Genomic DNA, 25,038 nt, shown 5'->3' with positions numbered 1-25,038 from the left:
CCCGCGGCCCGACGACCATGGACAGCATGCTGCAACTCCGGAACGGCTCCCACCGTCGACCGCCCGTCGGAGCCGGTCATCTCACCGTGGAGTACGACCCCCGCCCCTCCGCGGTCCGCGAGGCCCGCAAGGAGGTGCGCAGCCGGCTGGAGGGATGGGGGCTCGCGGGCCAGGACGAGGTGCTGGACACCGCGGAACTGCTGGTCAGCGAGTTGGCGACCAATGCGCTGCTGCACTCGGCGAGCCGCTTCCGGGTGACGCTGTCCGCCGCGCAGGGCGTGCTGCGCTGCGAGGTGCAGGACGCCGGCCGGCGCACCCCGCAGGTGCTGGAGGCGGGCAGTTCGGAGAGCGGGCGGGGGATGTTCCTGGTGGACGCGCTGGCCCGCAGATGGGGCTGCCATCAGGACGGGCAGCGCAAGACGGTGTGGTTCGAACTCTGACGCGCCCTCTTGTCGGCCCGGCTCCGCTGCGGTTTCTTGATCTGCATGGCGGACAGCTCGGGAAACCCTCAGGCATCACAGGCCCACGCAATCGACTCCTCTCCCCGCAAGTCCAGTTGGAAGTACATCGGCCCCGGCATCGTCGTCGCCGCGACCGGGGTGGGCGCCGGCGACCTGGTGGCCACGCTGATCGCCGGCAGCAGCTTCGGGTACACGCTGCTGTGGGCCGCGATCATCGGCTGCCTGGTGAAGATCTCCCTCGCCGAGGCGGCGGGCCGCTGGCATCTGTCCACCGGCCGCACCCTCTTCGACGGCTGGGCGAGCCTCGGCCGCTGGACGACCTGGTTCTTCGTCGGCTACGTCGTCATCTGGGGCTTCGTCTACGGAGCCGCGGCGATGTCGTCGAGCGCCCTGCCCCTGCAGGCCCTCTTCCCCGATGTGATGGACCTGGAGTGGTGGGGGATCGCCTGCGGCCTGGTGGGCCTGGTCTTCGTCTGGTTCAACAAGTACGCCGTCTTCGAGAAGGTCATGACGGTCCTGGTGGGCGTCATGTTCGTGGTGACGGTCTACCTGGCGATCCGGGTCACCCCGAACCTCGGCGACGCCTTCGCGGGCCTGCTGCCGGTGCTGCCCGACGCGGACGACTCCGTCCTGAACACCCTCGGCCTGATCGGCGGGGTCGGCGGCACCATCACGCTGGCCGCGTACGGCTACTGGGTCAACGCCAAGGGCTGGACCAACACCGGCTGGATGAAGGTGATGCGCCTGGACAACCGGGTCGCCTACGCCACCACCGGCATCTTCGTGGTGTCGATGCTCTTCGTCGGGGCGGAGCTGCTGCACTCGGCGAACATCGCGCTGGCGAGCGGGGACAAGGGGCTGCTCCAACTGAGCGACATCCTGGAGGAGGAGTACGGCACGGCGACCGCCAAGTTCTTCCTGATCGGCTTCTTCGCCACCTCGTTCACCTCGTTGATCGGCGTCTGGCACGGCGTGAGCCTGATGTTCGCGGACTTCGTCGAGCGCTACCGCAGGGGTGACGCGACCCGTGGCGAGGACATCGCCACCGGCAGCCGCGAACGCAGCCTGCCCTTCCGCCTCTACCTGCTGTGGCTGACCTTCCCGCCGATGATCCTGCTCTTCCAGGGCCAGCCCTTCCGCCTGATCATCATCTACGGCGTCCTGGGCGCGGCGTTCCTGCCGTTCCTGGCCGGCACCCTGCTCTGGCTCCTCAACTCCTCCCGCACACCCCGGGAGTGGCGCAACGGCGCACTGAGCAACTCCATGCTGGCGATCGCGGGCCTGCTCTTCCTGGTGCTGTGCGTGAAGCAGATCTGGGACCAGCCGTGGTCGGAGTTCTTCTGACGGACTCCGGCCACGGCCTGGGGGGTGGCGGTGCCTACGGCAGCGCGTGCACGTGCGGGCCCACCGCGTTGGACCACGCGTTGCCCGCCGTGGCGTCCCAGTTGGTCGACCAGGTCATCGCGCCGCGCAGGTCGGGATAGGTCCTGGACGGCCTGAAGGACCCGCAGTTGGTGCCCTTCGCAAGACAGTCGAGCGCGTTGTTCACCACGGCCGGTGACACATACCCGCTGCCCGCGCCCCGGGTCGAGGCCGGCAGGCCCAGGCCCACCTGGGACGGGGCGAGGCCGCCCTCCAGCTGGATGCAGGCGAGGGCGGTCAGGAAGTCGACCGAGCCCTGGCTGTACACCTTGCCGTCGCAGCCGAGCATCGACCCGCTGTTGTAGTACTGCATGTTGACGACCGTGAGGATGTCCTTCACGTTCAGTGCCGTCCGGAAGTAGGAGTTCGACGTCGACTGCATGTCGATGGTCTGCGGAGCCATCGTGAGGATCATCGACGGTCCCGCCTTGGCCGACAGCGCCCTGAGCGCCTGGGTCATGTAGGTCGCGTTGAGCCCGTTCTCCAGGTCGATGTCGACGCCGTCGAAGCCGTACTCCTGCATCAGCGCGTACACCGAGTTGGCGAAGTTCGTCGCGGACGCGGAGTCGTTGACCGACACCGTGCCCCGCTCGCCGCCGACCGAGATGATGACCTTCTTCCCGGCCGCCTGCTTCGCCCGGACGTCCGCCTTGAACTGGTCGACGGTGTACCCGCCGAGCCCGGCCGAGTCGAGGGTGAAGGTCACCGCGCCCGGTGTCCCGGTGGCGTCGGCGAAGGCGACCGCGATGATGTCGTACTGCGCCTGGACGTCCGACAGCTTCTGCACCGCCGCGCCGTTGTCGAAGTTCTGCCAGTACCCGGTCACCGCGTGCTTGGGCAGCGCGGGATTCGTCGGTGTCGCCGTGGTCGTCCCCGTCACGGTCGCCGACTTCGGCGACTCACCGGCCGAGTTCACCGCCGTGACCTGGAAGGAGTACGAGGTGGAGGCCGCGAGCCCGGTCACCGTGGCCGATGTGCCGGTGACCGCCGTGACCTTGGTGCCGCCCCGGTAGACGTGGTAGCCGGTCGCGCCCGGGACCGTGTTCCAGGCCAGGGAGATCGACGACGAGCTGCGTCCGGACACCGTCACCCCGCCCGGCGCGCCCGGGACCGTCGGCTCCGGGTCCCCGCCTCCGCCGCCGTCGGGCCCGAACACCGAGACGTCGTCGGCGAAGTAGGCGGCCTGGCCGTACCAGCCGTGCGTGTACACCGTCACCGACCGGGTCGCGGAGCCGGTGGTGAAGGTGGTGGCCAGCTGCTTCCAGTTGCCGGAGTCCGGCGTCCACGTCGACACGTCCGTGGTGCCGGTGCCGGTGACGCCCAGATAGGCGTACCCGCCCCGCACCCACGCGCTGAGCGTGTACGTCGCGTTCGGCTGGACCGCCACGGCCTGGGTGCAGCGGGCGTTGTCCTGCCCGGCCGGGGTCGCCTTCAGCGCGGCCGAGCCGCCGTGCACCGGCGAGGAGACGGCCGTACCGCTGCCCGCGGAGCAGGTCCAGTTGGACAGGCCGGACTCGAAGCCGGCGTTCCTGGCGTTGTTGACATCGGCGGCGGAGGCCTGGCCGGTGCCCGCGAGGGAGAGGGCGAGCGCCAGGGTGACGGCACCCGTCCAGAGACGTGTCGATCGTCTGCGTATGGACATGTCAAAACACGTTGGTCCAGACCAATCCCCTTGTCAAGAGCAAGTGCCGAGATGCTCAACGTGCCCCGGTTTGGCGCAACTTGTGAAACGCCAGTTCCTTCATAGCTACAGAAACGCTGTTCTCCGGTCATGAACCCGTGGATACAGTGCTCACGTAGTCACGCAGTGAAGTCGGCTGTGTGTCCTGGGTACCGGAGTGACGCCGGTCGGGCCGGCGGGCATGGGGAGTGGGGAGCTGCGCGTGCCAACTGCCATCGCCGTGACCAGTGCCGACCTGGCGCTGCCGCCACAGGACGAACGGACCGTCCCAGCCGTCGTGCTCCAGGGCCTGGACCGGCAGCCGCTCGACCGCTCCCTGACCGCCCTGCAAGCGATCGTCGAGCAGCACGGCCACCTCATCGTCGTCTGCTCCGAGGCCCTCGACCCCGCCGTGGAACGCCGGCTGCACACCCTGCGCGCCCTCATGGAGAGCGACCGGATCGCCCTCTTCCGCCCCGAACTGCCGCCGCTCGGACTCGCCGTCCTGGTCCGCCAGCTGCGCCAGCTCGCCTCCTGCGACCTCAGCCCCGGCGTCCTCGCCTCGGCGGGCCGTCTGCTCACGCACTACATCCACGCCGGGGCGCTCCTCGGCTCCGTCGCCAGACTCGACCGCGTCCCCGTCGGGCTCAAGTCCCACACCAGGTCATGGGTCCCGGGCAGCCAGTTCGGCGTCCTCGCCCACCCCGAACCGCAGCTCGTCCGGATCGGCCCCGAAGCCGCCCTGACCGGACCGGAGTTCGGCACCCGGATGCTGGTCGCCAAGGGCCAGCTCCAGTCCGACTGGGTCACCGACACCCTGGCCAGGTCCTGGAGCGTCCAGGGCCTGCGCGAGGTGCCGCTGCCCGCCGAGTCGGAGCGGTGGTGGGGGACGGGACGGCTGATCGAGTTCTGCGCCTACCTCTCCGACCTGTCCGTGCTCTACCAACTGGTCACCTCGGTGCGCCGGAGCGCCTGCCACTGGTGCGGCATCGACGTCATCGGCGACCGCTGTGTGTTCTGCTCCGCCACCCCGCCCGTACCCGAGACCCGCGCAGGCTGACGAACCCGGAAGCCGCATCCGACCGATCCCGACCGATTCCCCCAATGAGGTTGCACGGTTCATGAACTCCCGTCAGCGCCGCGGCGTGATACTCCTGATCCTGTCGGTCGTCTGCGCCCTCGGCGCCTTCGCCGGCGTGCTGTCCGTCATCGACGACGCCGAGTCCAAGGTCGGCCCCGAGGTCACCGCCTACCGGCTCAAGGCGGACGTCGAACCGTACAAGCCCCTCAGCGCGGCCCAGTTCGAGAAGATCTCGATGCCCGAGCGGTGGCTGTCCGACAACGCGGTCACCGATCTCCGCGAGATCGAGGGCAGGATCGCGGTCACCACCCTCAAGCAGGGCTCCCTGCTCCAGAGCGACATGATCGTCGCCCAGCCGGCCCTGAAGCCCGGGCAGCAGGAGGTCGCCATCATGATCGACGCGGCGACCGGGGTGGCCGGCAAGATCACCCCGAACTCCACCGTGAACGTCTACGCCACCTTCGAGGGCGAGCGGGAGGGTGCCCCCGCCCAGTCCAAGATCATCGTGACCAACGCCAAGGTCCTCGACGTGGGCGACCTGACCGCGCTGAAGCCCGACGCCGACGACCGCGACCGGCAGCCCACCGACGCCGTCCCGATCACCTTCGCGCTGTCCACCCTCGACGCCCAGCGCCTCACGTACGCCGAGTCGTTCGCCCAGCGGGTCCGCCTCGCGCTGGTGGCGCCCGGCGGTGGCGGCACGGTCCCCGAGTCGGACCGGACGTACGAACTCGCGAAGGACAAGTGAGAGGCCCGCATGCCCACGAGGATCCTCCCGGCGGTCGGTGACGCGGACGCGGTCCGGTCGGTCACGACCCTGCTCAGCCAGCTCCCGGACGCCGAGCCGGTCGCCCCGGTGGTCGACTCCACCCAGCTGATCGACACCCTCGCCCGGCTGGCCGCCGAGTCCGTCGACGAACTGCCCGAGGTCGTGGTCGTCCATGAGCGCATCGGCCCGGTCCCCGCCCTGGAGCTGATCCGCGAAGTCGCCCTGCGCTTCCCGGCGGTCGGCGTCATCCTCGTCACCTCGGACGCGAGCCCCGGCCTGTTCCAGGCGGCGATGGACTACGGCGCCCGCGGCCTCGTCGCCCTGCCCCTGCACTACGAGGAACTCGCCACCCGGGTCCAGGCCGTCGCCCAGTGGTCGACGGGCGTACGGCGCCATCTGGGCGGCGCCATCGAGGTGTTCACCGGCGTCGGCGGCACCGTCGTCACCGTGAGCGGCGCCAAGGGCGGGGTCGGCACCACCGTCGTCGCCATCCAGCTCGCCCTCGCCGCCCAGGCCTCCGGCCGCCCCACCGCCGTGCTCGACATGGACCTCCAGACCGGTGACCTCGCCTCCTACCTGGACGTCCAGTTCCGCCGCTCGGTCGTCGACCTCGCCGGCATCTCCGACATCTCCCCGCGCGTCCTGGCCGACGCCGTCTTCCGCCACGACAGCGGGCTCGCCCTGCTGCTCGCGCCCGGCGAGGGCGAACGCGGCGAGGAGGTCACCGACCGCGCCGCCCGGCAGATCGTCAGCGCCCTGCGCGCCCGCTACGAGGTCGTGATCGTCGACTGCGGCGCCCAGCTCAGCGGCGCCGGAGCGGCGATCGTGGAGATGGCCGACACCGCCCTGCTGGTCACCACCCCGGACGTGATCGGCGTCCGCGGCGCCAAACGCGCCGTCCGCATGTGGGACCGCCTGCAGATCCGCAAGGCGGAGGAGACCATGGTCGTCGTCAACCGTCACACCCGCGGCACCGAGATCCAGCCCTCCCTGATCCGGCAGATCACCGGCACCGCGCTCGCCGCCACCACGATCCCCGCCCACTTCAAGGAGCTGCAGAGCGTGGTGGACGCCGGCCGCCTCCACGAACTCGACGCCAAGAGCACCGTCAAGCAGGCCCTGTGGACCCTCGCGGGCGAACTCGGCCTGGTCAAGGCCGCGGCGGTCGACCGCCGCGGCGGACGGGGCTCGGTGAGCTTCCGCCGCCGCAAGGAGACTGGGGGGTAGACATGCGCGCACTCCGCCGCGGAGCCGACCGGGGCCAGGTCACCATCGAGTTCCTCGGCATGACACCGCTGATCATCCTGACGCTCGTGCTGATGTGGCAGTGCGCGCTGCTCGGCTACACCTTCACGCTCGCCGGCAACGCCGCCGACGAGGCCGTACGGGCGGGCACGGCCGCCGACCCCGGCGCCAGACAGGGCGCCTGCCAGGCGGCGGGCCTCGACAAGCTGCCCGGCGCGTGGGAGGGCGGCGCGCAGGTGACCTGCACGACCGGCGGGGGGTATGTGACCGCCGAGGTCCGGCTGGAGGTCCCGGTGCTGTTCCCCGGGTCGATCGGCTTCCCGTTCACGGTGGAGGGGCAGGCGGGGGCGGTAGAGGAGGCGACGGACTGAGATGCCGTACGAACGCATTCACCGTGACCGTGACCGTGACCGTGACCGTCTGCGGGCACGCCCCCGTGACCGTGGCCAGGTGGCCCTGGAGTACCTGGGCTTCATCCCCGTACTGATCCTGGTCGCCATGGCGGCCATTCAGATCGGGCTCATCGCCTACACCGCCCAGCAGGCGGGCACCGCCGCCCGGGCCGGGGCGCGCAGTGCCTCGCTGGAGGGGCCCTTCGCGCAGGACTGCCAGGCCGCGGTGAGCGGCTGGCTGGCCGACGGGACCGCGTGCGCGAGCGCCGGGCTCGGCGACGAGGTACGGGTCACCGCGACCGTCGACATCCCGTCCATCGTGCCCGGCTGGGACTTCGGCGCCGCCACCAAGTCCGCCACCATGCCGCTCGACCACTGAGGAGCACGAGAGCCATGAGCCTGCGGGCCCGCATCAACACTCCCGAGGAGAACGGCAGCAAGGGCGAGGACGGCCATCTGGTCGCCTCCTACCGGGCCAAGCTGCTGGAGGAGATCGACCTCGCGGAGATGAGTTCGCTGGCCGCGGCCGAACGCCGGGCCCGGCTGGAACGCGTCCTCGGCCACATCATCAGCCGCGACGGTCCCGTGCTGTCCACGGTCGAGCGCTCGCAGCTGATCCGCAGGGTGGTCGACGAGGCACTGGGCCTGGGCATCCTGGAGCCGCTGCTGGAGGACGCGTCGATCACCGAGATCATGGTGAACGGCCCCGACGCGATCTTCGTCGAGCGGGCGGGCCGGGTGGAGCAACTGCCCCTGCGCTTCCCCTCCCACGAGCAGCTGATGCAGACCATCGAGCGGATCGTGTCCACCGTGAACCGGCGCGTCGACGAGTCGAACCCGATGGTGGACGCGCGACTGCCCTCGGGCGAGCGGGTGAACGTGATCATCCCGCCGCTCTCCCTGACCGGCGCGACCCTCACCATCCGCCGCTTCCCGCGCTCCTTCACCCTGCACGAGATGGTCGGCCTGGGCTCGCTGGACGAGCAGATGGTGTATCTGCTCGCGGGCCTGGTGCAGGCGAAGTTCAACATCATCGTCTCGGGCGCGACGGGCACCGGAAAGACGACGCTGCTCAACGCCCTGTCCGGGCTGATCCCCGAGGTCGAGCGCATCATCACGATCGAGGACTCGGCGGAGCTGCAACTCCAGCAGGGCCATGTGATCCGCCTGGAGTCCCGCCCGCCGAACGTGGAGGGCCAGGGCCGGGTCACCATCCGCGACCTGGTCCGCAACTCCCTGCGGATGCGCCCCGACCGCATCGTCGTCGGCGAGGTCCGTGGCGGCGAGTCCCTGGACATGCTCCAGGCGATGTCCACCGGCCACGACGGCTCCCTCGCCACCGTGCACGCCAACAGCACCGAGGACGCGCTGATGCGGCTGAAGACGCTGGCCTCCATGTCCGACGTGGAGGTCCCCTTCGAAGCGCTGCACGACCAGATCAACAGCGCCGTCGACGTCATCATCCAGCTCACCCGGTTCGCCGACGGCGCCCGCCGCATCACCGAGATCGCCGTCCTCGACAGCCACGGCGGCGAACCGTACCGACTGGCCACGGTCGCCCGCTTCAACGCCCAGCCGATGGCGGCGGACGGCCGGGTCTACGGCGTCTTCGAGTACTACCCGCTCCCGCGCCGCACCGCGGACCGCCTCTACATGGCGAACCAGCCGGTGCCGCAGGCGTTCGGCGTGGCACGGACCGTGGAGCAGTTGGCCATCCGAGCGGCCAGGTAGGAAGGAGCGGAACCGATGGAATTCCAGACGCTGATCACGCTGACCACCGGCATCACCCTGCTGACCTGCGCCCTGGCGGTGGCGGGCCTGCACGCCTGGGCGGCCGGCCGGGCCCAGCGCCAGGCACTGGTGGAGCGCCTCTCGGCGACCGGCCAGATCACGGCCGGGGGCCGCCGGCGCCGCTTCGGCGACCTGGACCGCAGACTGCGCCGTACGAAACCGGGCCGGAAGCTGGAACTGCGGCTGGCGGCGACGGGCCTCGACGTGACGCCGGGCGAGTTCTTCGTCTACATGCTGGCCGCGGTGGCGGGCCTGTGGCTGGTCGGCCAGGCGACGCTGGCGCCGTTCTTCGGCCCGATAGCGGGGCTGCTGGGGGTGTGGGCGGCCGTCCAGTTCCTGAACTGGCAACGGCAGAAGCGCATCGAGAAGTTCATCAACCAACTCCCCGAGCTGGCCCGCATCCTGGCCAACGCCACCCAGGCCGGGCTCGCGCTGCGCACGGCGATCGGCATGGCGGCGGACGAGCTGGAGGCACCGGCGGGCGAGGAACTGTCCAAGGTGGCCAACCAGTTGGCGATCGGCGCCTCCATGGACGACGCGCTGGGCGAGCTGGCGGACCGGCTGCCCTCGCGGGAACTGGTGGTGCTGGTGACCACCCTCGTCCTGTCGAACCGGGCGGGCGGCCAGGTGGTCAGCGCCCTGCGCAACCTGACGGAGACGTTGGAGGAGCGGAAGGAGACCCGCCGGGAGATCCGCACCCAGCTCTCCCAGGTGAGCATGACCTCGTACGCCGTGCCGGCGCTCGGCATCGGCTCCCTGTTCCTGATGAACGGCGTCAAGGACGGCGCACTGGACCGTATGACCGGCTCACCGGCCGGCCAGGTGGCGGTGATCGTGGCGTTCGGGCTGTACGTCATCGGCTTCGTGATGATCCGCCGTCTGTCGCGGATCGACGTCTAGGGGGGGAGGGCGGACCATGACGGCTTTGCTGCTCGCCCTGCTGATGGGACTGAGCGTATGGGGTGCCTTCGCCGGCATCCGCATGTACCGTGCGGACGCGAAACTCCCCGGTGACCTGCAGCTGGCGCTGGAGGTGGGCGCCACGCGCACCGGCGCCGTGGACTCGGTGATCGACCGCATGGGCATGCGGTACGCGCCGGCGGTCCTGCGCCTGATGGGCCCGAAGCAGGTGGCCAAGTACCGCCGCAAGATCGACCTGGCGGGCAACCCGGGCGGCCTCACGATCGACCGCTACGCGGCCCGGCGGGCGGTGTACGGCTTCCTGGGCGCGGTGGGCGGGCTGGTGTTCCTGATGCGGGGCCAGTATCTGGTGACCCTGCTGCTCTTCGCCTTCGGCGCCTTCTGGACCGAGGTCGGCATCTGGTCGGCGATCCGGATCCGCAAGGACGTGATCGAACGGACCCTGCCGGACTTCCTCGACGTACTCGCGGTGGTGGTGAGCGCGGGCCTCGGCTTCCGGCAGGCACTGGACCGCGTGGCGTCCCGCTACGAAGGCCCCTGGGCGGACGAACTCCGCATCACGCTGCGCCAGATGGACCTGGGCATGAGCCGCCGCCAGGCGTTCGCGGAACTCCGCCGCCGGAACGACTCGGAACAGGTCGCGATGTTCGTGACCGCCCTCCAGCAGGGGGAGGAACTGGGGGCGCCGATCGTGGACACGCTGGTGGCGCTGGCGAAGGACATGCGCAGGACGGACGCGCAGAACGCCCGCCGGAAGGCGGCGAGGGCCGTGCCCAAGGCCACGATGATGATCACGACGTTCATGGTTCCGGCCACGATGATCCTGCTGGGGGCGGGGCTGCTGCTGGGCTCGGGGACGGACTTCGGCTCCATCACGGGGGAGTAGGTGACGGTCATGGGCATGGGGCTTGGGTCAGGGCTGGGACCGGGAGTCGGGGTGCGGGTGAGGGGGCTGGGAGTGGACGCCGGTGCCGCTGCCGGTGCCGGTGCAGGTGCCGGTGTCTGTGCTGCCGTAGGCACGGAGGCCGTTGCAGCTGTGCCGGCGCGCCCCCAGGACCCCACCCTCGCCCTCCAGATAAACGCCCTCCAGGCAACCACCCGTATGGTCTTCGGCTTCCGGCTGGCCATGCTCGCCCTCTCCGCCCCCGCGGCCCTGCTGAACGCCGCCCCCGGACTGGGCACCCGCCTGGTGGGCGCCGCCGTGGTGGTCACCTTCATCACCAGCTACGCCCTCTTCAGGGACTGGGAACGCTTCGGCCCCCTGCTCCTGCGCCACCCGACCCTGCTGGCCCTGGACACCCTCTTCGGCGCGCTGCTCCTGGTCTCGGCGGGCCCGGACACCCCCCTGGCCTACGTCAGCGTCTGCACCCCCCTCCTCGCCGGCATCGCCTACGGCTACCGAGCCGCGGCCGTCTTCGCCAGCCTCCAGTCGCTGATCCTCCTGCTCGTCTACGCCACCACGGCGGAAGCCGACACCAGCCTCGCGGAGAAGCTGCTCCTGCCCGGGTTCTGTGTGATCACCGGCGCGGGCGGCTCCGCCCTGCGCAACCTCGTCCTCCGCTTCGGGGCGGCGACCCAGGCCCTGGCCGAAACCCGGGCCCGGCTGGCGGCCACCGAGGCCGTGGCCGCCGAACGGGCGCGTCTGGCACGGGAGATGCACGACTCGGTGGCCAAGACCCTGCACGGCGTGGCCCTGGCGGCCGACGGCCTGGCAGCGACAGCGGCCACCACCCCCCAGAACCCCGCCCTGATCACCCGACAGGCGGAACTGGTAGCCCGAGCCAGCCGCAGAGCGGCCACGGAATCCCGAGAACTCCTGGTGGACCTGCGCCGCCACGAGCCCTCGACAACGACGGACGTCCTCGAGGAACTGGCAGCAAGGACGGCCGACTTCACCACCCGTACAGGCGTCCCCACCACCTACCACCCCACCAGCCCCGCCACTCCCACCCCGCCCCTGCCCGCCGCGGTGACCCGCCAACTCCTCTCCATCGCCGCGGAGGCCATGGAGAACGCCCACCGCCACGCGACCCCGACCAGCGTGGACGTACGGGCGGGCGTGCAGGGTGATCTGCTGCGCATCAGCGTGTACGACGACGGCCGCGGCCTCCCGCCGGGAACCACCCTCGAACAACTCCGCAGAGCGGGCCACTTCGGCCTGATCGGCATGGTCGAACGGGCCGCGTCCGTGGGCGCCCGGATCCGGATGGGCCGCGGCGACCACCCGAAAGGCACGGAAGTCCTCCTGGAACTCCCCCTGGCGCCACGAAGGACATGACGGCATGACACACCCCCACTTCCCCAGAACCGCCCCCGCGCGCCCGCTCCGCGTAGTGGTGGCCGACGACAACCCGGTGGTCCGGGCCGGCCTGACGGCCCTGCTGACGGGCCGCAGCGACATCACGGTCGTAGCCGAAGCGGCGGACGGCCAGGAGGCGTACGAGGCGGCCCTCCAGCACCGCCCCGACGTCGTCCTCCTGGACGTCCAGATGCCCGGGGTCGACGGCCTCGCGGCACTCCCGTACCTGGTGGCCATCGCGCCGGTGATGATGCTGACGTACAGCAGGGAGTCGGAGACGGTGGAGGAGGCGCTGCGCAGGGGCGCGAACGGTTACCTGGTCCATGGCGAGTTCACGGCTGCGCAGCTGGTGGACGCGGTACGGGACGTCAGACAGGGCAAACCCCACTTCACGCCGACGGCGGCGGACGCACTCCTGAGCCAGCTCCGTAAGGGTGCGGATTCGCAGCAGCATACGGAATCCAACGCTCCACCGACCGAATTCCGCGAACCTCTTTCGCAAGTGCAACCGAATGTGGGAGAGTCGTCTTCGGGCAGGGCGAGGTTCCAACTCAGCGCGAGGGAGGCGGAGATCATGAACCTGATCGCCACGGGCATGACGAACCAGCAGATCGCCGCCACCTGCTTCATCAGCGAGAAGACGGTCAAGAACCACATCAACCGCATCTTCGCCAAGCTCCACAGCACCACCCGGGCACAGGCCGCCGCCAAGTGGCTGGGGGTGAACTGAGATGCCCCGCATCTGGGCCCACCTTTGGGCCCACGGACCCTCGTCCCCGTACCTCCAGCGGCCCTACGGTTCCGGCACCACAGCCGCAACCGAAGGGACACCCCATGAACAACCGCTTCAACATGAACGACAAGGGCCAGACGGCGGTGGAGTACCTGGGGATCATTGCGGTGGTCGTTGCGATCGTGTTGGCGATCACGGGGACGGACATCGGCAACACGATCTACACCGCGATCGTGGACAAGGTCGACGAAGTCGTTGGGTGATTCGGCACCCTCGGTACGGCGACTCAGGGCAGGCGTTCCCCATCTACATCACCGTGGTGGGGGCCCTGCTCTTTCTCGCGTTCGCCTACCTGGCGGTCGGCCAGGCCGCAGCGAACCGGAACGGTGCCCAGACAGCAGCCGATGCGGCTGCGCTCGCGGCAGCGCAGGACACCCGGGACCAGCTTGCGGGTAAGTGGGTGGAGGACGTACTCGACCCGACCCAGTGGCAGGACATCTTTGACGGCCTTGTGCCTGGACTTGAGCCGTCATGCTGGCGGGCGGACGAACTCGCCGCGCAGAACGACGCGCATGTCGAGTCGTGTGATCAGACCGGCCCTTTGGAGTACACGGTCGATGTCCAGACGGACAAGTCTGTCGGGGATTCCATCGTCCCGGGTACGGAGGACAAGTACGCGCGGGCGTCCGCCATAGCAGTGATCGAGTTCCGTTGCGGGTTCGAACTTCCGGGCGAGGGTGCCGAGGAGGGGGAATTGCCGGTACTTACCTGTGAGGGCGAGGACTGGGAGCTGGATCCGGAGGACCTTACTGATCTCCCGGGCCCTGAAGACCTTTTTGACGTCCATCTGGCTGACTGACACCGAACGACGAGGGATGAAGGAAGCAGAGGCATGAGCATTCGGTTCACTACGAAGGCCCGCAGGGGGATGGTCGCGTTGACCGTTGCGGCTGGACTGGCCCTCGGTGTGGCCGGCTGCGGCGGCGGGGGAGGCGACGAAAAGAAGTCTGAACCGTCCGCCTCTGCTTCGAAGGACAGTGGCTCCGACCCTAGTGCTCAGGAGGGTACGGACGAACCACTGGCCGAACTCAGGGGTGAGAACGGTCTGATTCTCAGGATCGACGCTGCCACCAGAGACGCAGGCGGATTCGTGACCGTGGGTGGCGAGATCAAGAATGACGGTGCTGAGGCGACTCGCATTCCGATTCAGACCCGTGGTGATGAGACTGAGATCATGCGCCACGGGTCGTCACTCGGCGGGGCAACCCTGGTGGACTCCGCATCCAAGAAGCGGTATTACGTGCTGCGGGACACGGACGGACGACCACTGGCTACCACGGAGATGCCGCGGATCAAGCCCGGCGAATCCATTCCTGTGTTCATGCAGTTCCCCGCACCGCCTGCCGAGACGACAGAGGTGACGTTCCAACTGCCCTCCTTCGCGGCTGCCCCCATTCAGATCGCTGGGTGAGTCGAACGATGACCTCCACCAAACTCACCACGGCCTTCACCACCGCCACCGTCATGCTCGCCACGACCCTCTACGGCGTCACGGCGGCCCACGCCGACGACAATCCCAGCGTCCCCCCAGGCACCGAAGCAACAGCCGCCGCCCCCGTCGAAGTCGACCCCAACGACCCGGACCTGAAGCTCCCCGAAGGTGCGACGCTCGCCGAAGCGAAGGTGCTGGACATCAAGCAGGTCGTCGAGGACCAGAGCGGAGACGAACGCCGCGAGGACACCAATGCCGACGTGAAGTTCGCGCTCCAGGCGGAAGTCCTGTTCCCCAAGGACAGCGCGAAACTGAACGGCGAGGCAAAGGCCCGCATCGCAGCGATCGCTGAAGAAATCAAGACCCAACAGGCGACAAAGATCCGTGTCTTCGGCTTCACGGACAACCTGGGCTCCTCGGCCCACGGCGATGCCCTCTCCAAGCAACGTGCCAACGCCGTGGAGGACATCCTGAAGGGCGAACTGAACAACCCGAACATCACCTACGAGGTCCGCGGTTACGGCGAGCAATACCCCATCGCATCCAACGACTCGGAATCCAGCCGCAAGAAAAACCGAAGGGTAGAGGTCTCCTTCCCCCGCACGGACGACTGACGCGACGCCACCACGGGGCCTCGGAAGACGGCCGTAGCCCCGCCGCCCCCTCAGCCGTCCACACCCCCCACTGCTGTCGCCTCCACCTCCACCCGTGCCCCCACCTTCAGCCCCCACCCGGCCATGGCCCCGGCCTCCGTCTCCAGGACGTGTCGGGCTCGGGGGCGGGGGAGGCCGAGGCGGCCCGGTTTCATGGTGCGTACGGCGATGACGCGGAGTCGGCGATCGAGGTACGCGACGTCGATGGGCATCCGCATGCCGATCGTGTGCACGCTGTTGGCGGGGGAGAGCAGGAGGGCGCCCTCGACCGAGTCCCGCCCGAGCAGCCCGCGCCTGCGGGCCCGGTAGGACGTGGCGATTTCCAGGGGCAGCTCGCGACCGCGCGTGGGCGGCGACGACTGGTCCAGAACGATCAATTTCCCGCACCCGTCAACCCATTGCCGCCCCATGGCCGAGTACATCCCCACTCTGGGGCAACCTAGTCGGGCGGCCAGCCAGCCCCGCCCGGTCCGCTACACGTACGACTGGAGCGTTCCGCGTCGCCGAACATCCAGCGTCGCGCAGTGGAACGAGCCGCCGAACGGGGCGTAGTGCAGCAGGTCGCACGGCACCGGCTCGAAACCCCAGGACTCCAGCGCGCGCAGCATCGACGTGTGGTGCCGTTCCGCGATCACTCGCTTCTCGTCGAGCATGAGGACGTTCATGCTGAGCCACTTCCCGCACATCGAAGTGATCTTCAGCAGCGGCTCGTCCAGGGGATCGGGCGGGGGAGCGACCAGTACCTCCCACGAGCGCAGGACGTCGGGCAGGCGGTCGGCATCGACGTACTCGGGGTTGATCAGGACCTTGCCGGGGCCGAGCGGCACGAACGTCGTGTCGATGTGCATGGGGGCGCGGCAGCGGCTCTCGATCTCATGAATGCGATAGTCCGGCCCGAGATGGCGGCGCAGCCATTCGATCCCCATCCGGTTGGTGACATTGCTTCGCGTGACGAAAAGATCACGCCCCGCGCGCACGAAATCGGCCGCGTCGAATACGGGCTCGAATTCGGTGAGGATGTACCGCATGGGCTCGCCGTCCGCAGGGACCCGGAAATCGGGGTCGAACAGTTCGTCGGTGAGCTGGGGTTTCGGCGCGGACGTCCACCGGGCGCCGCGCCGGAAGTAGTCCTTGAGGATCGGGCGGTAGGAATGCGTCTCGAAATACCGGCACGGCCATGCCATCGGGGTCTCGATGATCTCGTCGCCGATGACGAGCATGCTGTCGCGAGGGCAGGTGTTGCAGAATCCGCGGGACGACCAGTCGGGCGTATGGAAACGCCGGTGGTGATCGACCGCGTCCGGTCGCTGGACCGTGATGCCGAAGGACTCCAGCAGCCCGACGAACTGCTCGATCTCCTCCTGCGCCCGCTCGACCAGCATGCGCGGGTACCGCGCGCCGGCGGCCAGCCCCTGCAGCCGCGCCGCCCACCTCGGAATATTGCAGGTCACAACGGGGTGACTGGACGGGATGGTCGCCCCGTCGAGCCGTCCGACGATGATTTCCTCCAGTGGGTCCCACTCATTGTGGGAGCTGACCGGAGAGGCGAGGTGCTCGGCGGGGGCCACGGCCGAGGCGGGCGATGACTGCAACATCACATGGGGTCCACTCTCGCTCGGCGGAAGTCGAACTCTTTGCATCTATCGAGTCACCCGGAGCCCGTTTTCAAAACAGTGCGCGTTCTCGCACGTTCTCCTTTGCTCGTTCATAAGCGGAACGAAGTGTTCGCGGAGGCGCCGGGCGATCGAACCGGTGCGTTATGCAACCGTTATGCCGCGCTCAAGGGCAGGGACGGGAGGTTTGCGTGCATCTGCCCCGTCGGTTGACAGGCGCCGCCCTGGTGTCGTCTCACCCCGATCGATAGCGTTGCTTCGCTCAAGAGAAGCCTCGCCTCACCGGGAGCCGACCGTGAACCGCCGCCCCACCCTCCTCGCAGCGATCACGCTGACCGCCGCAGCGGCCCTGACGCTGTCCGCGTGCGGGAGCGACGACGACAGCCCCGAGGGCAACGACAAGATCGCAGGAGCCGATACAGGAGGCGAGAAGTCAGCCTCACCGAGTGCGCTGGCGTCGTCGTCCGCCGAGCGACCGAAGATCGAGTTGCCGTCGGATGTCACGTACAAGTTCGAGTGGAAGAAGACCGGCGATCCGGAGAAGGACGCCGTTCTCAGCGACGCGGAACAGCGCATCAAGGCCGTGGACATGGCCATCGCTGAGCAGGATCCCTTGCACGAGGCATACCGCTTCTACTCGGAGGGAACCGCCGCGGCTGGTAGCGAGACTTATATCAAGGAGTTCGTCGACCACAAGGCTCGTACCACCGGCCTGACCCGGTACTACAACGAGAGCCTGTCCATCAAGGACAACGGGACTGCCGCGCTCGTGTACTGCGAGGACCAGAGCAAGGCGTTCAACAAGTTCCTGAAGACCGGCAAAACTGACGTCACCCCGGTGACAAAGGACAGCTACGTCATCTACGCCGGCACCCTGCGCCAGAACAAGAACGGGGTCTGGGTCACCGAGACCCTGACCTCGCAGAGGGGGAGTGCGAAGTGCCAGCCTTGATCCCGAAAAGACACCTGCTCCTTGCTTCGGGAGCCATGGCTCTGGTCCTGGCCGTTGCCGGTCCTGCCCAGGCGGAGAAGGGCTTCGGCGGAACAGATGGCCAGCCCGCCCCGGGCACTGGCGCCGACGTCAACGGCGACACCGTCTCCGTCACCGCCGGAGGCGTCGTCTTCGATCACTCCAAGAACGGCAGCGGCAACTCCACCGGCACCCTGACCTCCAGCACCAACTGGAGCCCCCCGCCCTGCTGGTACGCCCCCAAGTACACCCCCGAGCAGCTCCAGAAGTACCTGGAGCCGATCTGGGAGGCGGAGTCGACGGGCTATCAGTGGGACGCGGAGCAGCGCGAGAAGTACAACGCCAAGGACCCGGAGAAGGGCTTCAACAAGGACAAGACCGGCAAGGGCTACTGGTGGGGCTCGTACGTCGACGAGAGCTACCCCCCTGGCTGGGACTCCTGCGAGGCGGACTACTTCTGGGTGGACGTCGGTGACCCCCCGCCCCCCGGCATCGAGAACGCCATAACCCCGGAGATCCTCGCCGAACTCGCCTACGCAGAGATCCGCGTCCCCGGCACCGAGGTCACCCTCGCCCCCGCGAACGCCACCAAGGTCAACCTCCCGACCTGGAGCTGGCTGGACGCCGCCGAGTTCAAGCCGGTCTCGGTCACCGCGTCCGTACCGGTGCTGGAGCTCGAGGCGACCGCGACGGCGGTACCCGTCTCGCTGCAGATCGAGCCCGGTACGGCCGACGCCGTCACCTACCCCGCGTCCGGCGTCTGCGAGATCGACAACGGCCGCATCGGCGAGCCCTACGCCAAGGGCAAGGCCGACCGCACCCCGCCCTGCGGAGTGAAGTACCTCCGCTCGTCGGGCGACGGCACGTTCCCCCTCCAGGCCACGCTCACCTGGGAGATCACCTGGACCGGCACCGGCGTGCCGGGCGGCGAGCTCCCCGACGGCACCTTCGGCGCCACCCAGAACGTCGTTGTACAAGAGATCCAGGCCATCAACCGCTGACCATCTCCAACTCCTGCTCCTTGTCCGGGAAGTGCTCCTCCTGAAGGGGGGAGCACTTCCGCGTACGTCACGAATGGGCGTCCGTGTCGTTCCTCTCTGCGGTGGGTGATCCGCGGACAGAGGGGACAAGGCATGGCTGAGCGGTTGACCGTCGACGGCGACGAGCTCACACGCTTCATGAACGCGCTGCGGAAGTCGACCACCTCACTCGCCGGAGTCCGCAAGGCCCTGCTCGATTCGACGGTCTCAGGTCTCGGCACGGACGACCTCGACCGCGCCTGCGCGGACTTCCAGGAGGACTGGAAGTACGGCGCCGAGGAGATCGGCAAGCAGACGGAGGACCTCGCCGAGATCATCGGCAAGAGCCGGGACAGCTATCTGGAGGTCGACAAGGCCCTTGAGGAGGCCCTGAAGAAGGCCGGGTCGGGCGGGGTCCGCAAGTGACGCTCGCCTTCGGCGCCGAACGCACCGGCGCCGCCCTCGACCCGTCGAATCTTCACGTCCGCTACCCCCACCTGGGCTTCGACCCCGTACCGGGCAGCACCGAGACCGTCCGCGACCTGCACCGCAAACTCGCCGCCTGCGCGACGGTCCTGGAGGACGCACACGGCCTCGTCACCAAACTCCTGGACGGCAGCTACTGGAAGGGCGACGCCGCCGTCGCCTTCCGCGAGCAGCTCGACGGCGGTCCGCTGCCGCGGAATCTGAGGAACGCCGCGCGCTCGCTCCGCAAGGCAGCCGCTCACCTCACGCGCTGGGAGACCGAACTGGACGACTTCCAGCGGCGGGCCAAGCGGCTGGAGGACGACGCGCAGGATGCGCGGGCCGCGGTGAAGCGGGCGGAGGAGGGGGCGGATGCCGATACCGGCGCTGCCCGGTCCGAGCTCGACAAGGTGCTCGGCCGGGCGCGGCGGCTCGCGGAGGAGCATGAGGCCAGGGCCAAGCACCGGGCGGAGAAGATCCGGGGCGCGACGAAGGAGCTGGCGCCCCATGAGCCGGGCTGGCTCGACGACGCGCTCGACTGGCTGGGCGAGAACCTGCCGGACGTACTGAGCTTTCTGGCGGGCACGATCGCCGTGGCGGTACTCCTCCTCTCCGGGCCGCTGGGGTGGAGCCTCGCGACCGCGGGCCTGCTGATGCTCGGATCCTCAACGATCAGTCTGACGGCGCTGTCCCTTCGACTCGGTGATCCCGAAGTGCGGGCATCCCTGTGGGACGGCATTCGGTACGGCGAACTCGACGGTGACTTCTGGAGCAACTCGGTGTCGGTCGGGGCGGATCTGGCCGGCGCGTTGCCGGGTGTCGGGGCGATCGGCAAGGGCGCGTTCACGGGGATCCGGGCAGCCGCGCGCAGCACGGAGGCGGTCAGTTTCGGGGAGAAGCTCGCCCTCGTCGGTACGAAGACCATGGATGAGGCGAAGGCCGTGGCGGACCTGGACAACCCGCTGGTCCTGCGGGCCGTGCGGGGGATGAGCGATCCAGCGAAGGCGGCCCGCACCGTGCAGGGCACCTCAGGACTGGTCGGAGTAGGGACAGGCGGTTTCGGCCTCCACAACAAGCTGGTGGACGCGGAGGATGACGGCATCAAGGACGGCACGGTGGCGGGTATCGACGGATCCCGCCTCGTCCTCGATACCGGCGGAATCTATGCGGTCGCCCGCCACCTCTTCTGACACCGCCGACGAAGGAGCGATCTCTTGAACCCTGCCGAGTGCCCGACGGCTTGGGACCATCCCCCCACTCGCCGCTCCTGGACGGGACACATGGCCATGAATGTCGCCGGTCTCGTCGGTTGGGCCGGTGGCTGGGTCGCGCTGCTCGGTATCTCCACACACACGCCCGACTGGGTTGTGTGGATCTTCATGCCGTACTTCGTCTACGGCCTCTACCGAGCCGTGCTCCAACTCCGCTGCTTCCCCACCGCCCTCCACATCCTCCGAGTCCTCCAGCACTACCCCTGGCAACTCCTCCCCCACACCCCCCGCGGCCTCGACGAGCACCCGGACGCCGAGGACGGTGGGATCTGGATCGAGTTCCCGAACCCCGCTCGCCCGGAGGGCAGGCGCATTCCGCTCACCTTCGTGAAGCATCACCGTGCGTACTGGTGGCTGCGCCACATCGGCGGCCCCCGGACCAAGCCCGCACTCAAGGCGCGGCTGGAGCCGCTGTGGTTCGCCGGGGACCCGCGGTTCCTGGGCGTCGTGGCGGTCAGCGGCCGGCGCGGAGCCGCTCCACGCCGGTTGCACTTCCTGTACCGGCCGTCCGCCTTCGAACAGCGCGCCGCACGCAGGCAGTGGGACGACGCCACCCCGGACGACCTCGAACGCGCACGCCGGGCCGGAGCCCGGTTCCTCGCGTCGGCCCCGGCCACCGCCACCGCCGCCGGGCAGGAGTGATGAGCGCTCCCACGATCGTGGTCGACGATTCCGCCGTAGATCCGCACGCGGAACTGTGGTTCGCCGAGCCGCCCGGATTCATGCCGCTGCCCTTGGACGCCCTGCTTCCCGAGCCCGACTCCCGAGCGGCGCACGCCCTGCGCGCCGCGGCCGCGCCCTTCCTCGACTCGGCCCCGGACGACACGGTCCGGCTCCGGTTCGTCTCGCACGTCGCAGCGGGCCAGCAGCTGCTCGCCGCCCTGCGCGAAGTAGGGACCGTGTACTGCGCGATCGGGCTGCACCGGGACGATGTCGGTGCCGCGGGCGACGGGTTGCCGCTGGTCTCCTGGTTCACCGTGTCCTGGCGTGCCACGGCTGTCGCCTCGCGTGCCGCGACGGCGGCCCGGTCAGTCGCCTCGGCCTCGGGCTTCGACCACGTCGAGTACTGGGAACTGCCCTGTGGTCCCGCGGCGTTCAGCGAAGCGGCCTTCACGCCGCCTGCCGGCACCGCACTGCCGCAGCGGCCGTTGCTACAGCTCCGGGCCCACCTGCCCCACCCCGACTGCAAGAAGCTGGCCGTGCTCGCGCTCAGCACGACCGCTCTGGCCCGCCGCTCCGAGTACCGGGTGATCCTTCGGCGGATCGTGGAGACGGTCTCTTTCCGTAATCCCCTGGAAGCAGCGCCCCCGGACGGGGTAGGAACACCCCCATGACTCGACTCGGCGCGATCTTCCGCCCCCAGCTGCCCCCCGAGAACCTCCGTTCCATCGCCCGCCTGGCCGACGAAACCGGTCTGGAGGAGCTGTGGCTCTGGGAGGACTGTTTCCGCGAGGGCGGGGTGTCCGCGGTGGCCGCCGCGCTCGCGTGGACCGAGCGGGTGCGGGTGGGGATCGGGCTGCTGCCCGTGCCGTTGCGGAATGTCGCGGTCACCGCGATGGAGGCCGCCACGCTGGAGCGGATGTTCCCGGGGCGCGCCGTGCTGGCCGTGGGGCACGGGGTGCAGGACTGGATGGGGCAGGTGGGGGCCCGGGTCGAGTCCCCGGTCACCCTCCTGCGCGAGCACCTCCTCGCGCTGCGGGCGCTGCTGCGCGGGGAGCGCCTCACCACGGACGGGCGGTACGTCCGTCTCGATGACGTCGCACTCGACTGGCCGCCCGCCCGGCCCGTCCCCGTGCTCGCCGGTGTCACCGGACCCCGCTCCCTCCGCCTCTCCGGTGAGGCCGCCGACGGAACGCTGCTCACCGCGTCCAATCCGCCGGACGGCGTACGCCGGGCCCGGCAACTCATCGACGAGGGGCGGAAGTCCGCCGGGCGCACCGATCCGCATCCCGTGGTCGTCTACCTCCTGGCCGCCACCGGTGCCGACGCCGCCGACCGGCTGCGCAAGGAGCTCACCGACGAGGGCCTCGCCGATGTCCCCGGCCTCGGTGTCGCCGGAGACGCCGCCGCCGTCGCCGAGGCCGTTCAACGCCTCGCGGAGGCCGGCGCCGACACCGTCGTACTCCAGCCGACGGCCGACGAACCCGACCCCGAGGGCTTCGTACGCTTCGCCGCCGAGCAGGTACGACCGCTGGTTTCCTGAGGCCTCACCCCGTCGGCCGATCCCCCGTCGCCCCGTCGATCAGCTCCCGCACGATGTCCATGTGGCCCGCGTGCCGGGCCGTTTCCTCGATCATGTGGACCAGGACCCACCGCAGGGACACGGCCTCGCCGCGCCAGTCCGGGCGGCCCAGGTCGTCCAGGGTGCGTTCGCGGATCGTGCGGTCGGCCGCGGCGCGGGCGCGGCCGTAGAAGTCGATGATCTGCTGGGTGGTCTCGCCCTGGTCCGCGCGCATGTCCTCGTCGGTGTACGGGTCGAACCACAGCGGCTCGACCTCGCCGCCGAAGGCGGACACGAACCAGCCGTACTCCACGGAGCCGAGATGCTTCACCAGGCCCAGCAGGCTCGTGCCCGACGGGGTCAGCGGGCGGCGGAGGTCCGCGTCGTCCAGCCCCTCCAGTTTCCACAGCACCGCGTCCCGCATCCGGTCGAGGCTCGCGTGGAGCGTTTCCTTGTCGCCGGCGGTGTACGGCGTGCTGGTCGCGTCAGGGGTCGTCATACCGCCGAAAATTAGCAGCGGGCACTGACAACGGGCTGCGATCATCGGGGCATGGACCAGCAGAGCAGCCGCAACCGCAGCCGCAGCCGTACCTTCGAGGAACTCGTCGCCGAGGGCGCCGCCGTTCCCACCGAGGGCTGGGACTTCTCCTGGTTCGAGGGGCGGGCCACCGAGGCGCGGCCGAGCTGGGGGTACGCCGTCTCCCTCGCCGAGCGGCTGGCCCGCGCCGACGCCGCCCTCGACCTGCAGACCGGGGGAGGGGAAGTGCTCGACTTCGCCCTCGGGCGCGCGCCCAAGGCCCCCGTCCTGACCGTGGCCACCGAGGGCTGGCCCCCGAACGTCGCCAAGGCCACCGCCCTCCTCGCCCCGCGCGGCGTCGCGGTCGTCGCCTCGCCCGAGGCCGACCCGCTCCCGTTCGCCGACGGCGCCTTCGACCTGGTCTCCAGCCGGCACCCCGTGCGGGCCCCCTGGCCGGAGATCGCCCGCGTACTGGCGCCCGGCGGCACCTACTTCGCCCAGCACGTCGGACCGCACAGCGCCTTCGAGCTCGTCGAGTACTTCCTCGGGCCGCAGCCCGACGAGGTCCGAGGCGGCCGGGACCCGCGGAAGGAGCGCGCCGACGCGGAAGCCGCCGGTCTGCAGGTCGTCGATCTGCGGGCCGAGGAACTCCGCATGGAGTTCCACGACATCGCCGCCGTCGTCCACTTCCTGCGCAAGGTGATCTGGATGGTCCCCGGCTTCACCGTCGAGGCGTACGAGACGCACCTGCGGTCCCTGCACCGGCGCATCCAGGACGAGGGACCCTTCGTCGCGCACAGCACCCGCCACCTCTTCGACATCCGCAAGCCCGGCTGAGTCAGGCGTGCGGGCCCACCGTGACCTCCCCCAGCACCAACTCGGGCGCCGCCTCCAGTACTTCGCCCACCCGTCCTACCTGCTCGTCCAGCTCCCGCCGCTGCCGTGCCGTCAGGACGCCCAGCGTCTCCACGGTCACCGTCGTACGCCGGCCCTGCCGCCGCTGGTGCCACACCCCGGCCACCACCCCGTCCACCAGCAGCACCGGATGGTTCCCCGCCTGCCCACCCGACAGCGCCCTGCGGTACGCCTCCCCGGGGAACAGCGACTCCCGGGGCTGCGCGGCGATGACGTACGCGTCGAAGTACGGCAGCAGCCGTACGCCCCGCCACTCCGGTGACGGGAAGGACGTGTCGCCCGCCGCCACCCACGCCGGTGCTCCCTGGAAAACGACCTCCTCGATCGCCGCGTCCTTCACCAGGTGCTGGAAGAGTCCGCCCGCCCAACCGACCGGCGCGGCGAGCCACTTGGCGAAGTGCGCCGGGGTGGCCGGGCCGTAGGCGCGCAGATAGCGCAGTACGAGGGTGCGCAGCGCGTCCTGCGCGGGCAGGGGGGCGAAGCGGGGTGGGCGGGTGTACGTCACCTTGCGGCCGCGGTTGGGGCCGAAGCAGAGCGCGCCTGCCTGGCCCGCCCGGTGCATGACCTGCCGCCAGCGCGGCCACATGCCCTGGAAGGCGGGCATGACCGGGTCGCCCGCCCAGGGGCCGGTGCGGGCCACGACCTGCTCGCTCAGCTCGTCGATCGTCAGGCACGCCCCGTCCAGCGCGTCCTCGATCGCCGCCAGGATCTGCCGCGTCTGTTCCTCGGTGAGGCGGGCGTCGGCGGCGAACGGGCTCGGCCCGGACGGGATAGCGGTCAGGGCGGCGGTCCACAGGGGGAGCTCGTGTGCGGGGAGCAGATGGACCGTGCCGCGCGGGCCGTGGGTCTTCACGAGGGAGCGGTCGTCCCAGAGCGCGGTGCGTACGTCCGCCCGCGTCAGTCCGGAGGTCCGTACGCCGATCGACAGCTCGGCCGCGGAGAGCACCTGGGCGTGCGCGCCGAGCATCGCGGACACGATGCCGGGGGCCGAAGCGCCCTCCGACGCCGGATTGGCCAGGAACTGTCGTTCGAGCCGTCGCGCGCTCGCCTCTTGCCAGGAGATCGTCACCGTCATGGGACGACGGTAGGGGGGAAGTAGGTCAGGTTCCGTCCTCTTTGGGAGTCGAG

At 69.8% G+C, this 25,038-nt stretch carries 29 protein-coding genes; 24 read left to right on the top strand and 5 right to left on the bottom strand.

The window, feature by feature from the left end; genetic code table 11:
* Positions 1 to 26: 26 nt before the first annotated feature.
* On the top strand, positions 27 to 440 hold the full coding sequence (locus ACFYW5_RS03085; RefSeq protein WP_389415183.1) for an ATP-binding protein: 414 nt from the start codon (positions 27 to 29) through the stop codon (positions 438 to 440).
* Between the two features lie 45 nt (positions 441 to 485).
* A complete protein-coding gene (locus tag ACFYW5_RS03080) occupies positions 486 to 1,805 on the top strand; it encodes an Nramp family divalent metal transporter (protein WP_389415182.1) in 1,320 nt (439 codons plus the stop codon).
* Positions 1,806 to 1,839: 34 nt separating this feature from the next.
* On the opposite strand, the gene ACFYW5_RS03075 is transcribed toward ACFYW5_RS03080, so the two are convergent.
* Positions 1,840 to 3,525: a chitinase gene (locus tag ACFYW5_RS03075; RefSeq protein WP_389415181.1), complete on the bottom strand. Its 1,686-nt coding sequence runs from the start codon at positions 3,523 to 3,525 to the stop codon at positions 1,840 to 1,842.
* Between the two features lie 220 nt (positions 3,526 to 3,745).
* Between ACFYW5_RS03075 and ACFYW5_RS03070 the strand changes: the two genes are divergently transcribed.
* The 14 genes from ACFYW5_RS03070 to ACFYW5_RS03005 all read left to right on the top strand — a co-directional run bounded on the left by ACFYW5_RS03070 (position 3,746) and on the right by ACFYW5_RS03005 (position 14,880).
* Positions 3,746 to 4,603 (top strand): hypothetical protein, encoded by an 858-nt coding sequence (locus ACFYW5_RS03070; RefSeq protein WP_389415625.1) that lies wholly within the window; start codon positions 3,746 to 3,748, stop codon positions 4,601 to 4,603.
* Between the two features lie 61 nt (positions 4,604 to 4,664).
* Positions 4,665 to 5,372: a Flp pilus assembly protein CpaB gene (cpaB, locus tag ACFYW5_RS03065; RefSeq protein WP_389415180.1), complete on the top strand. Its 708-nt coding sequence runs from the start codon at positions 4,665 to 4,667 to the stop codon at positions 5,370 to 5,372.
* A 9-nt stretch (positions 5,373 to 5,381) separates the two neighbouring features.
* Complete coding sequence (locus ACFYW5_RS03060; protein WP_389415179.1) at positions 5,382 to 6,620, top strand: CpaE family protein; 1,239 nt, start codon at positions 5,382 to 5,384, stop codon at positions 6,618 to 6,620.
* 2 nt (positions 6,621 to 6,622) lie between these two features.
* Positions 6,623 to 7,009 (top strand): TadE family protein, encoded by a 387-nt coding sequence (locus ACFYW5_RS03055; RefSeq protein WP_389415178.1) that lies wholly within the window; start codon positions 6,623 to 6,625, stop codon positions 7,007 to 7,009.
* Between the two features lies 1 nt (position 7,010).
* The gene (locus tag ACFYW5_RS03050) at positions 7,011 to 7,409 is read left to right on the top strand and encodes a TadE/TadG family type IV pilus assembly protein (RefSeq protein WP_389415177.1); all 399 of its coding nucleotides are present in this window, start codon (positions 7,011 to 7,013) and stop codon (positions 7,407 to 7,409) included.
* Positions 7,410 to 7,423: 14 nt separating this feature from the next.
* On the top strand, positions 7,424 to 8,761 hold the full coding sequence (locus tag ACFYW5_RS03045; protein WP_389415176.1) for a CpaF family protein: 1,338 nt from the start codon (positions 7,424 to 7,426) through the stop codon (positions 8,759 to 8,761).
* 15 nt (positions 8,762 to 8,776) lie between these two features.
* Positions 8,777 to 9,721 carry a type II secretion system F family protein gene (locus ACFYW5_RS03040; protein ID WP_389415175.1) on the top strand — a complete coding sequence of 315 codons (945 nt, stop codon included), beginning with the start codon at positions 8,777 to 8,779 and terminating at the stop codon, positions 9,719 to 9,721.
* 16 nt (positions 9,722 to 9,737) lie between these two features.
* On the top strand, positions 9,738 to 10,628 hold the full coding sequence (locus tag ACFYW5_RS03035) for a DUF5936 domain-containing protein (RefSeq protein WP_389415174.1): 891 nt from the start codon (positions 9,738 to 9,740) through the stop codon (positions 10,626 to 10,628).
* A 216-nt stretch (positions 10,629 to 10,844) separates the two neighbouring features.
* Positions 10,845 to 12,020, top strand: a complete 1,176-nt coding sequence (locus ACFYW5_RS03030; protein WP_389415624.1) for a sensor histidine kinase — start codon at positions 10,845 to 10,847, stop codon at positions 12,018 to 12,020.
* A gap of 4 nt (positions 12,021 to 12,024) precedes the next feature.
* A complete protein-coding gene (locus ACFYW5_RS03025; RefSeq protein WP_389415173.1) occupies positions 12,025 to 12,771 on the top strand; it encodes a response regulator in 747 nt (248 codons plus the stop codon).
* Positions 12,772 to 12,875: 104 nt separating this feature from the next.
* Positions 12,876 to 13,037 (top strand): Flp family type IVb pilin, encoded by a 162-nt coding sequence (locus ACFYW5_RS03020; RefSeq protein ID WP_389415172.1) that lies wholly within the window; start codon positions 12,876 to 12,878, stop codon positions 13,035 to 13,037.
* The gene (locus ACFYW5_RS03015; RefSeq protein ID WP_389415623.1) at positions 13,037 to 13,633 is read left to right on the top strand and encodes a pilus assembly protein TadG-related protein; all 597 of its coding nucleotides are present in this window, start codon (positions 13,037 to 13,039) and stop codon (positions 13,631 to 13,633) included. Before ACFYW5_RS03020 ends, ACFYW5_RS03015 begins: the two co-directional genes overlap by 1 nt.
* A gap of 33 nt (positions 13,634 to 13,666) precedes the next feature.
* A complete protein-coding gene (locus ACFYW5_RS03010) occupies positions 13,667 to 14,245 on the top strand; it encodes a hypothetical protein (RefSeq protein WP_389415171.1) in 579 nt (192 codons plus the stop codon).
* Between the two features lie 8 nt (positions 14,246 to 14,253).
* Positions 14,254 to 14,880 (top strand): OmpA family protein, encoded by a 627-nt coding sequence (locus tag ACFYW5_RS03005; protein ID WP_389415170.1) that lies wholly within the window; start codon positions 14,254 to 14,256, stop codon positions 14,878 to 14,880.
* A 50-nt stretch (positions 14,881 to 14,930) separates the two neighbouring features.
* Here the strand turns inward: ACFYW5_RS03005 and ACFYW5_RS03000 are convergent, their stop codons facing one another.
* Both ACFYW5_RS03000 and ACFYW5_RS02995 read right to left on the bottom strand, forming a co-directional pair.
* On the bottom strand, positions 14,931 to 15,329 hold the full coding sequence (locus ACFYW5_RS03000) for a DUF192 domain-containing protein (RefSeq protein WP_389415169.1): 399 nt from the start codon (positions 15,327 to 15,329) through the stop codon (positions 14,931 to 14,933).
* A 63-nt stretch (positions 15,330 to 15,392) separates the two neighbouring features.
* Positions 15,393 to 16,514 (bottom strand): amidinotransferase, encoded by a 1,122-nt coding sequence (locus tag ACFYW5_RS02995; RefSeq protein WP_389415168.1) that lies wholly within the window; start codon positions 16,512 to 16,514, stop codon positions 15,393 to 15,395.
* A gap of 313 nt (positions 16,515 to 16,827) precedes the next feature.
* Between ACFYW5_RS02995 and ACFYW5_RS02990 the strand changes: the two genes are divergently transcribed.
* The 7 genes from ACFYW5_RS02990 (at position 16,828) to ACFYW5_RS02960 (ending at position 22,460) form a co-directional block, all read left to right on the top strand.
* Complete coding sequence (locus ACFYW5_RS02990; protein WP_389415167.1) at positions 16,828 to 17,484, top strand: hypothetical protein; 657 nt, start codon at positions 16,828 to 16,830, stop codon at positions 17,482 to 17,484.
* 35 nt (positions 17,485 to 17,519) lie between these two features.
* The gene (locus ACFYW5_RS02985) at positions 17,520 to 18,503 is read left to right on the top strand and encodes a hypothetical protein (RefSeq protein WP_389415166.1); all 984 of its coding nucleotides are present in this window, start codon (positions 17,520 to 17,522) and stop codon (positions 18,501 to 18,503) included.
* A gap of 132 nt (positions 18,504 to 18,635) precedes the next feature.
* A complete protein-coding gene (locus ACFYW5_RS02980) occupies positions 18,636 to 18,947 on the top strand; it encodes a hypothetical protein (RefSeq protein ID WP_389415165.1) in 312 nt (103 codons plus the stop codon).
* Positions 18,944 to 20,176, top strand: a complete 1,233-nt coding sequence (locus ACFYW5_RS02975) for a hypothetical protein (RefSeq protein WP_389415164.1) — start codon at positions 18,944 to 18,946, stop codon at positions 20,174 to 20,176. Before ACFYW5_RS02980 ends, ACFYW5_RS02975 begins: the two co-directional genes overlap by 4 nt.
* Positions 20,177 to 20,266: 90 nt before the next feature.
* A complete protein-coding gene (locus ACFYW5_RS02970; RefSeq protein ID WP_389415163.1) occupies positions 20,267 to 20,899 on the top strand; it encodes a hypothetical protein in 633 nt (210 codons plus the stop codon).
* Positions 20,899 to 21,591, top strand: coding sequence for a hypothetical protein (locus tag ACFYW5_RS02965; protein WP_389415162.1), 693 nt, complete (start codon positions 20,899 to 20,901; stop codon positions 21,589 to 21,591). Before ACFYW5_RS02970 ends, ACFYW5_RS02965 begins: the two co-directional genes overlap by 1 nt.
* On the top strand, positions 21,588 to 22,460 hold the full coding sequence (locus ACFYW5_RS02960; RefSeq protein WP_389415161.1) for an LLM class flavin-dependent oxidoreductase: 873 nt from the start codon (positions 21,588 to 21,590) through the stop codon (positions 22,458 to 22,460). The genes ACFYW5_RS02965 and ACFYW5_RS02960 overlap by 4 nt, the downstream gene beginning before the upstream one ends.
* 4 nt (positions 22,461 to 22,464) lie before the next feature.
* On the opposite strand, the gene ACFYW5_RS02955 is transcribed toward ACFYW5_RS02960, so the two are convergent.
* On the bottom strand, positions 22,465 to 22,977 hold the full coding sequence (locus tag ACFYW5_RS02955; RefSeq protein ID WP_389415160.1) for a DinB family protein: 513 nt from the start codon (positions 22,975 to 22,977) through the stop codon (positions 22,465 to 22,467).
* A gap of 51 nt (positions 22,978 to 23,028) precedes the next feature.
* On the opposite strand from ACFYW5_RS02955, the gene ACFYW5_RS02950 reads away from it, so the two are divergent.
* Complete coding sequence (locus ACFYW5_RS02950) at positions 23,029 to 23,832, top strand: methyltransferase domain-containing protein (RefSeq protein WP_389415159.1); 804 nt, start codon at positions 23,029 to 23,031, stop codon at positions 23,830 to 23,832.
* 1 nt (position 23,833) lies between these two features.
* Here ACFYW5_RS02950 and ACFYW5_RS02945 read toward each other — a convergent pair whose 3' ends face one another.
* Positions 23,834 to 24,985 (bottom strand): winged helix DNA-binding domain-containing protein, encoded by a 1,152-nt coding sequence (locus ACFYW5_RS02945; protein ID WP_389415158.1) that lies wholly within the window; start codon positions 24,983 to 24,985, stop codon positions 23,834 to 23,836.
* Positions 24,986 to 25,038 lie beyond the last annotated feature (53 nt).

Source organism: Streptomyces sp. NPDC002779, assembly GCF_042888685.1.
Classification (GTDB): domain Bacteria; phylum Actinomycetota; class Actinomycetes; order Streptomycetales; family Streptomycetaceae; genus Streptomyces.
Note: the sequence above shows the minus strand (reverse complement) of the source record. Positions and strands in the feature narration are given on the sequence as shown.

Bases quoted from the DNA above. Each gene is read 5' to 3' on its own strand.
- ACFYW5_RS03085 (WP_389415183.1), top strand. From the start codon at position 27: ATGCTGCAACTCCGGAACGGCTCCCACCGTCGACCGCCCGTCGGAGCC.
- ACFYW5_RS03080 (WP_389415182.1), top strand. From the start codon at position 486: ATGGCGGACAGCTCGGGAAACCCTCAGGCATCACAGGCCCACGCAATC.
- ACFYW5_RS03075 (WP_389415181.1), bottom strand. From the start codon at position 3,525: ATGTCCATACGCAGACGATCGACACGTCTCTGGACGGGTGCCGTCACC.
- ACFYW5_RS03070 (WP_389415625.1), top strand. From the start codon at position 3,746: ATGGGGAGTGGGGAGCTGCGCGTGCCAACTGCCATCGCCGTGACCAGT.
- cpaB (WP_389415180.1), top strand. From the start codon at position 4,665: ATGAACTCCCGTCAGCGCCGCGGCGTGATACTCCTGATCCTGTCGGTC.
- ACFYW5_RS03060 (WP_389415179.1), top strand. From the start codon at position 5,382: ATGCCCACGAGGATCCTCCCGGCGGTCGGTGACGCGGACGCGGTCCGG.
- ACFYW5_RS03055 (WP_389415178.1), top strand. From the start codon at position 6,623: ATGCGCGCACTCCGCCGCGGAGCCGACCGGGGCCAGGTCACCATCGAG.
- ACFYW5_RS03050 (WP_389415177.1), top strand. From the start codon at position 7,011: ATGCCGTACGAACGCATTCACCGTGACCGTGACCGTGACCGTGACCGT.
- ACFYW5_RS03045 (WP_389415176.1), top strand. From the start codon at position 7,424: ATGAGCCTGCGGGCCCGCATCAACACTCCCGAGGAGAACGGCAGCAAG.
- ACFYW5_RS03040 (WP_389415175.1), top strand. From the start codon at position 8,777: ATGGAATTCCAGACGCTGATCACGCTGACCACCGGCATCACCCTGCTG.
- ACFYW5_RS03035 (WP_389415174.1), top strand. From the start codon at position 9,738: ATGACGGCTTTGCTGCTCGCCCTGCTGATGGGACTGAGCGTATGGGGT.
- ACFYW5_RS03030 (WP_389415624.1), top strand. From the start codon at position 10,845: ATGGTCTTCGGCTTCCGGCTGGCCATGCTCGCCCTCTCCGCCCCCGCG.
- ACFYW5_RS03025 (WP_389415173.1), top strand. From the start codon at position 12,025: ATGACACACCCCCACTTCCCCAGAACCGCCCCCGCGCGCCCGCTCCGC.
- ACFYW5_RS03020 (WP_389415172.1), top strand. From the start codon at position 12,876: ATGAACAACCGCTTCAACATGAACGACAAGGGCCAGACGGCGGTGGAG.
- ACFYW5_RS03010 (WP_389415171.1), top strand. From the start codon at position 13,667: ATGAGCATTCGGTTCACTACGAAGGCCCGCAGGGGGATGGTCGCGTTG.
- ACFYW5_RS03005 (WP_389415170.1), top strand. From the start codon at position 14,254: ATGACCTCCACCAAACTCACCACGGCCTTCACCACCGCCACCGTCATG.
- ACFYW5_RS03000 (WP_389415169.1), bottom strand. From the start codon at position 15,329: ATGGGGCGGCAATGGGTTGACGGGTGCGGGAAATTGATCGTTCTGGAC.
- ACFYW5_RS02995 (WP_389415168.1), bottom strand. From the start codon at position 16,514: ATGTTGCAGTCATCGCCCGCCTCGGCCGTGGCCCCCGCCGAGCACCTC.
- ACFYW5_RS02985 (WP_389415166.1), top strand. From the start codon at position 17,520: ATGGCTCTGGTCCTGGCCGTTGCCGGTCCTGCCCAGGCGGAGAAGGGC.
- ACFYW5_RS02980 (WP_389415165.1), top strand. From the start codon at position 18,636: ATGGCTGAGCGGTTGACCGTCGACGGCGACGAGCTCACACGCTTCATG.
- ACFYW5_RS02970 (WP_389415163.1), top strand. From the start codon at position 20,267: ATGGCCATGAATGTCGCCGGTCTCGTCGGTTGGGCCGGTGGCTGGGTC.
- ACFYW5_RS02965 (WP_389415162.1), top strand. From the start codon at position 20,899: ATGAGCGCTCCCACGATCGTGGTCGACGATTCCGCCGTAGATCCGCAC.
- ACFYW5_RS02960 (WP_389415161.1), top strand. From the start codon at position 21,588: ATGACTCGACTCGGCGCGATCTTCCGCCCCCAGCTGCCCCCCGAGAAC.
- ACFYW5_RS02955 (WP_389415160.1), bottom strand. From the start codon at position 22,977: ATGACGACCCCTGACGCGACCAGCACGCCGTACACCGCCGGCGACAAG.
- ACFYW5_RS02950 (WP_389415159.1), top strand. From the start codon at position 23,029: ATGGACCAGCAGAGCAGCCGCAACCGCAGCCGCAGCCGTACCTTCGAG.
- ACFYW5_RS02945 (WP_389415158.1), bottom strand. From the start codon at position 24,985: ATGACGGTGACGATCTCCTGGCAAGAGGCGAGCGCGCGACGGCTCGAA.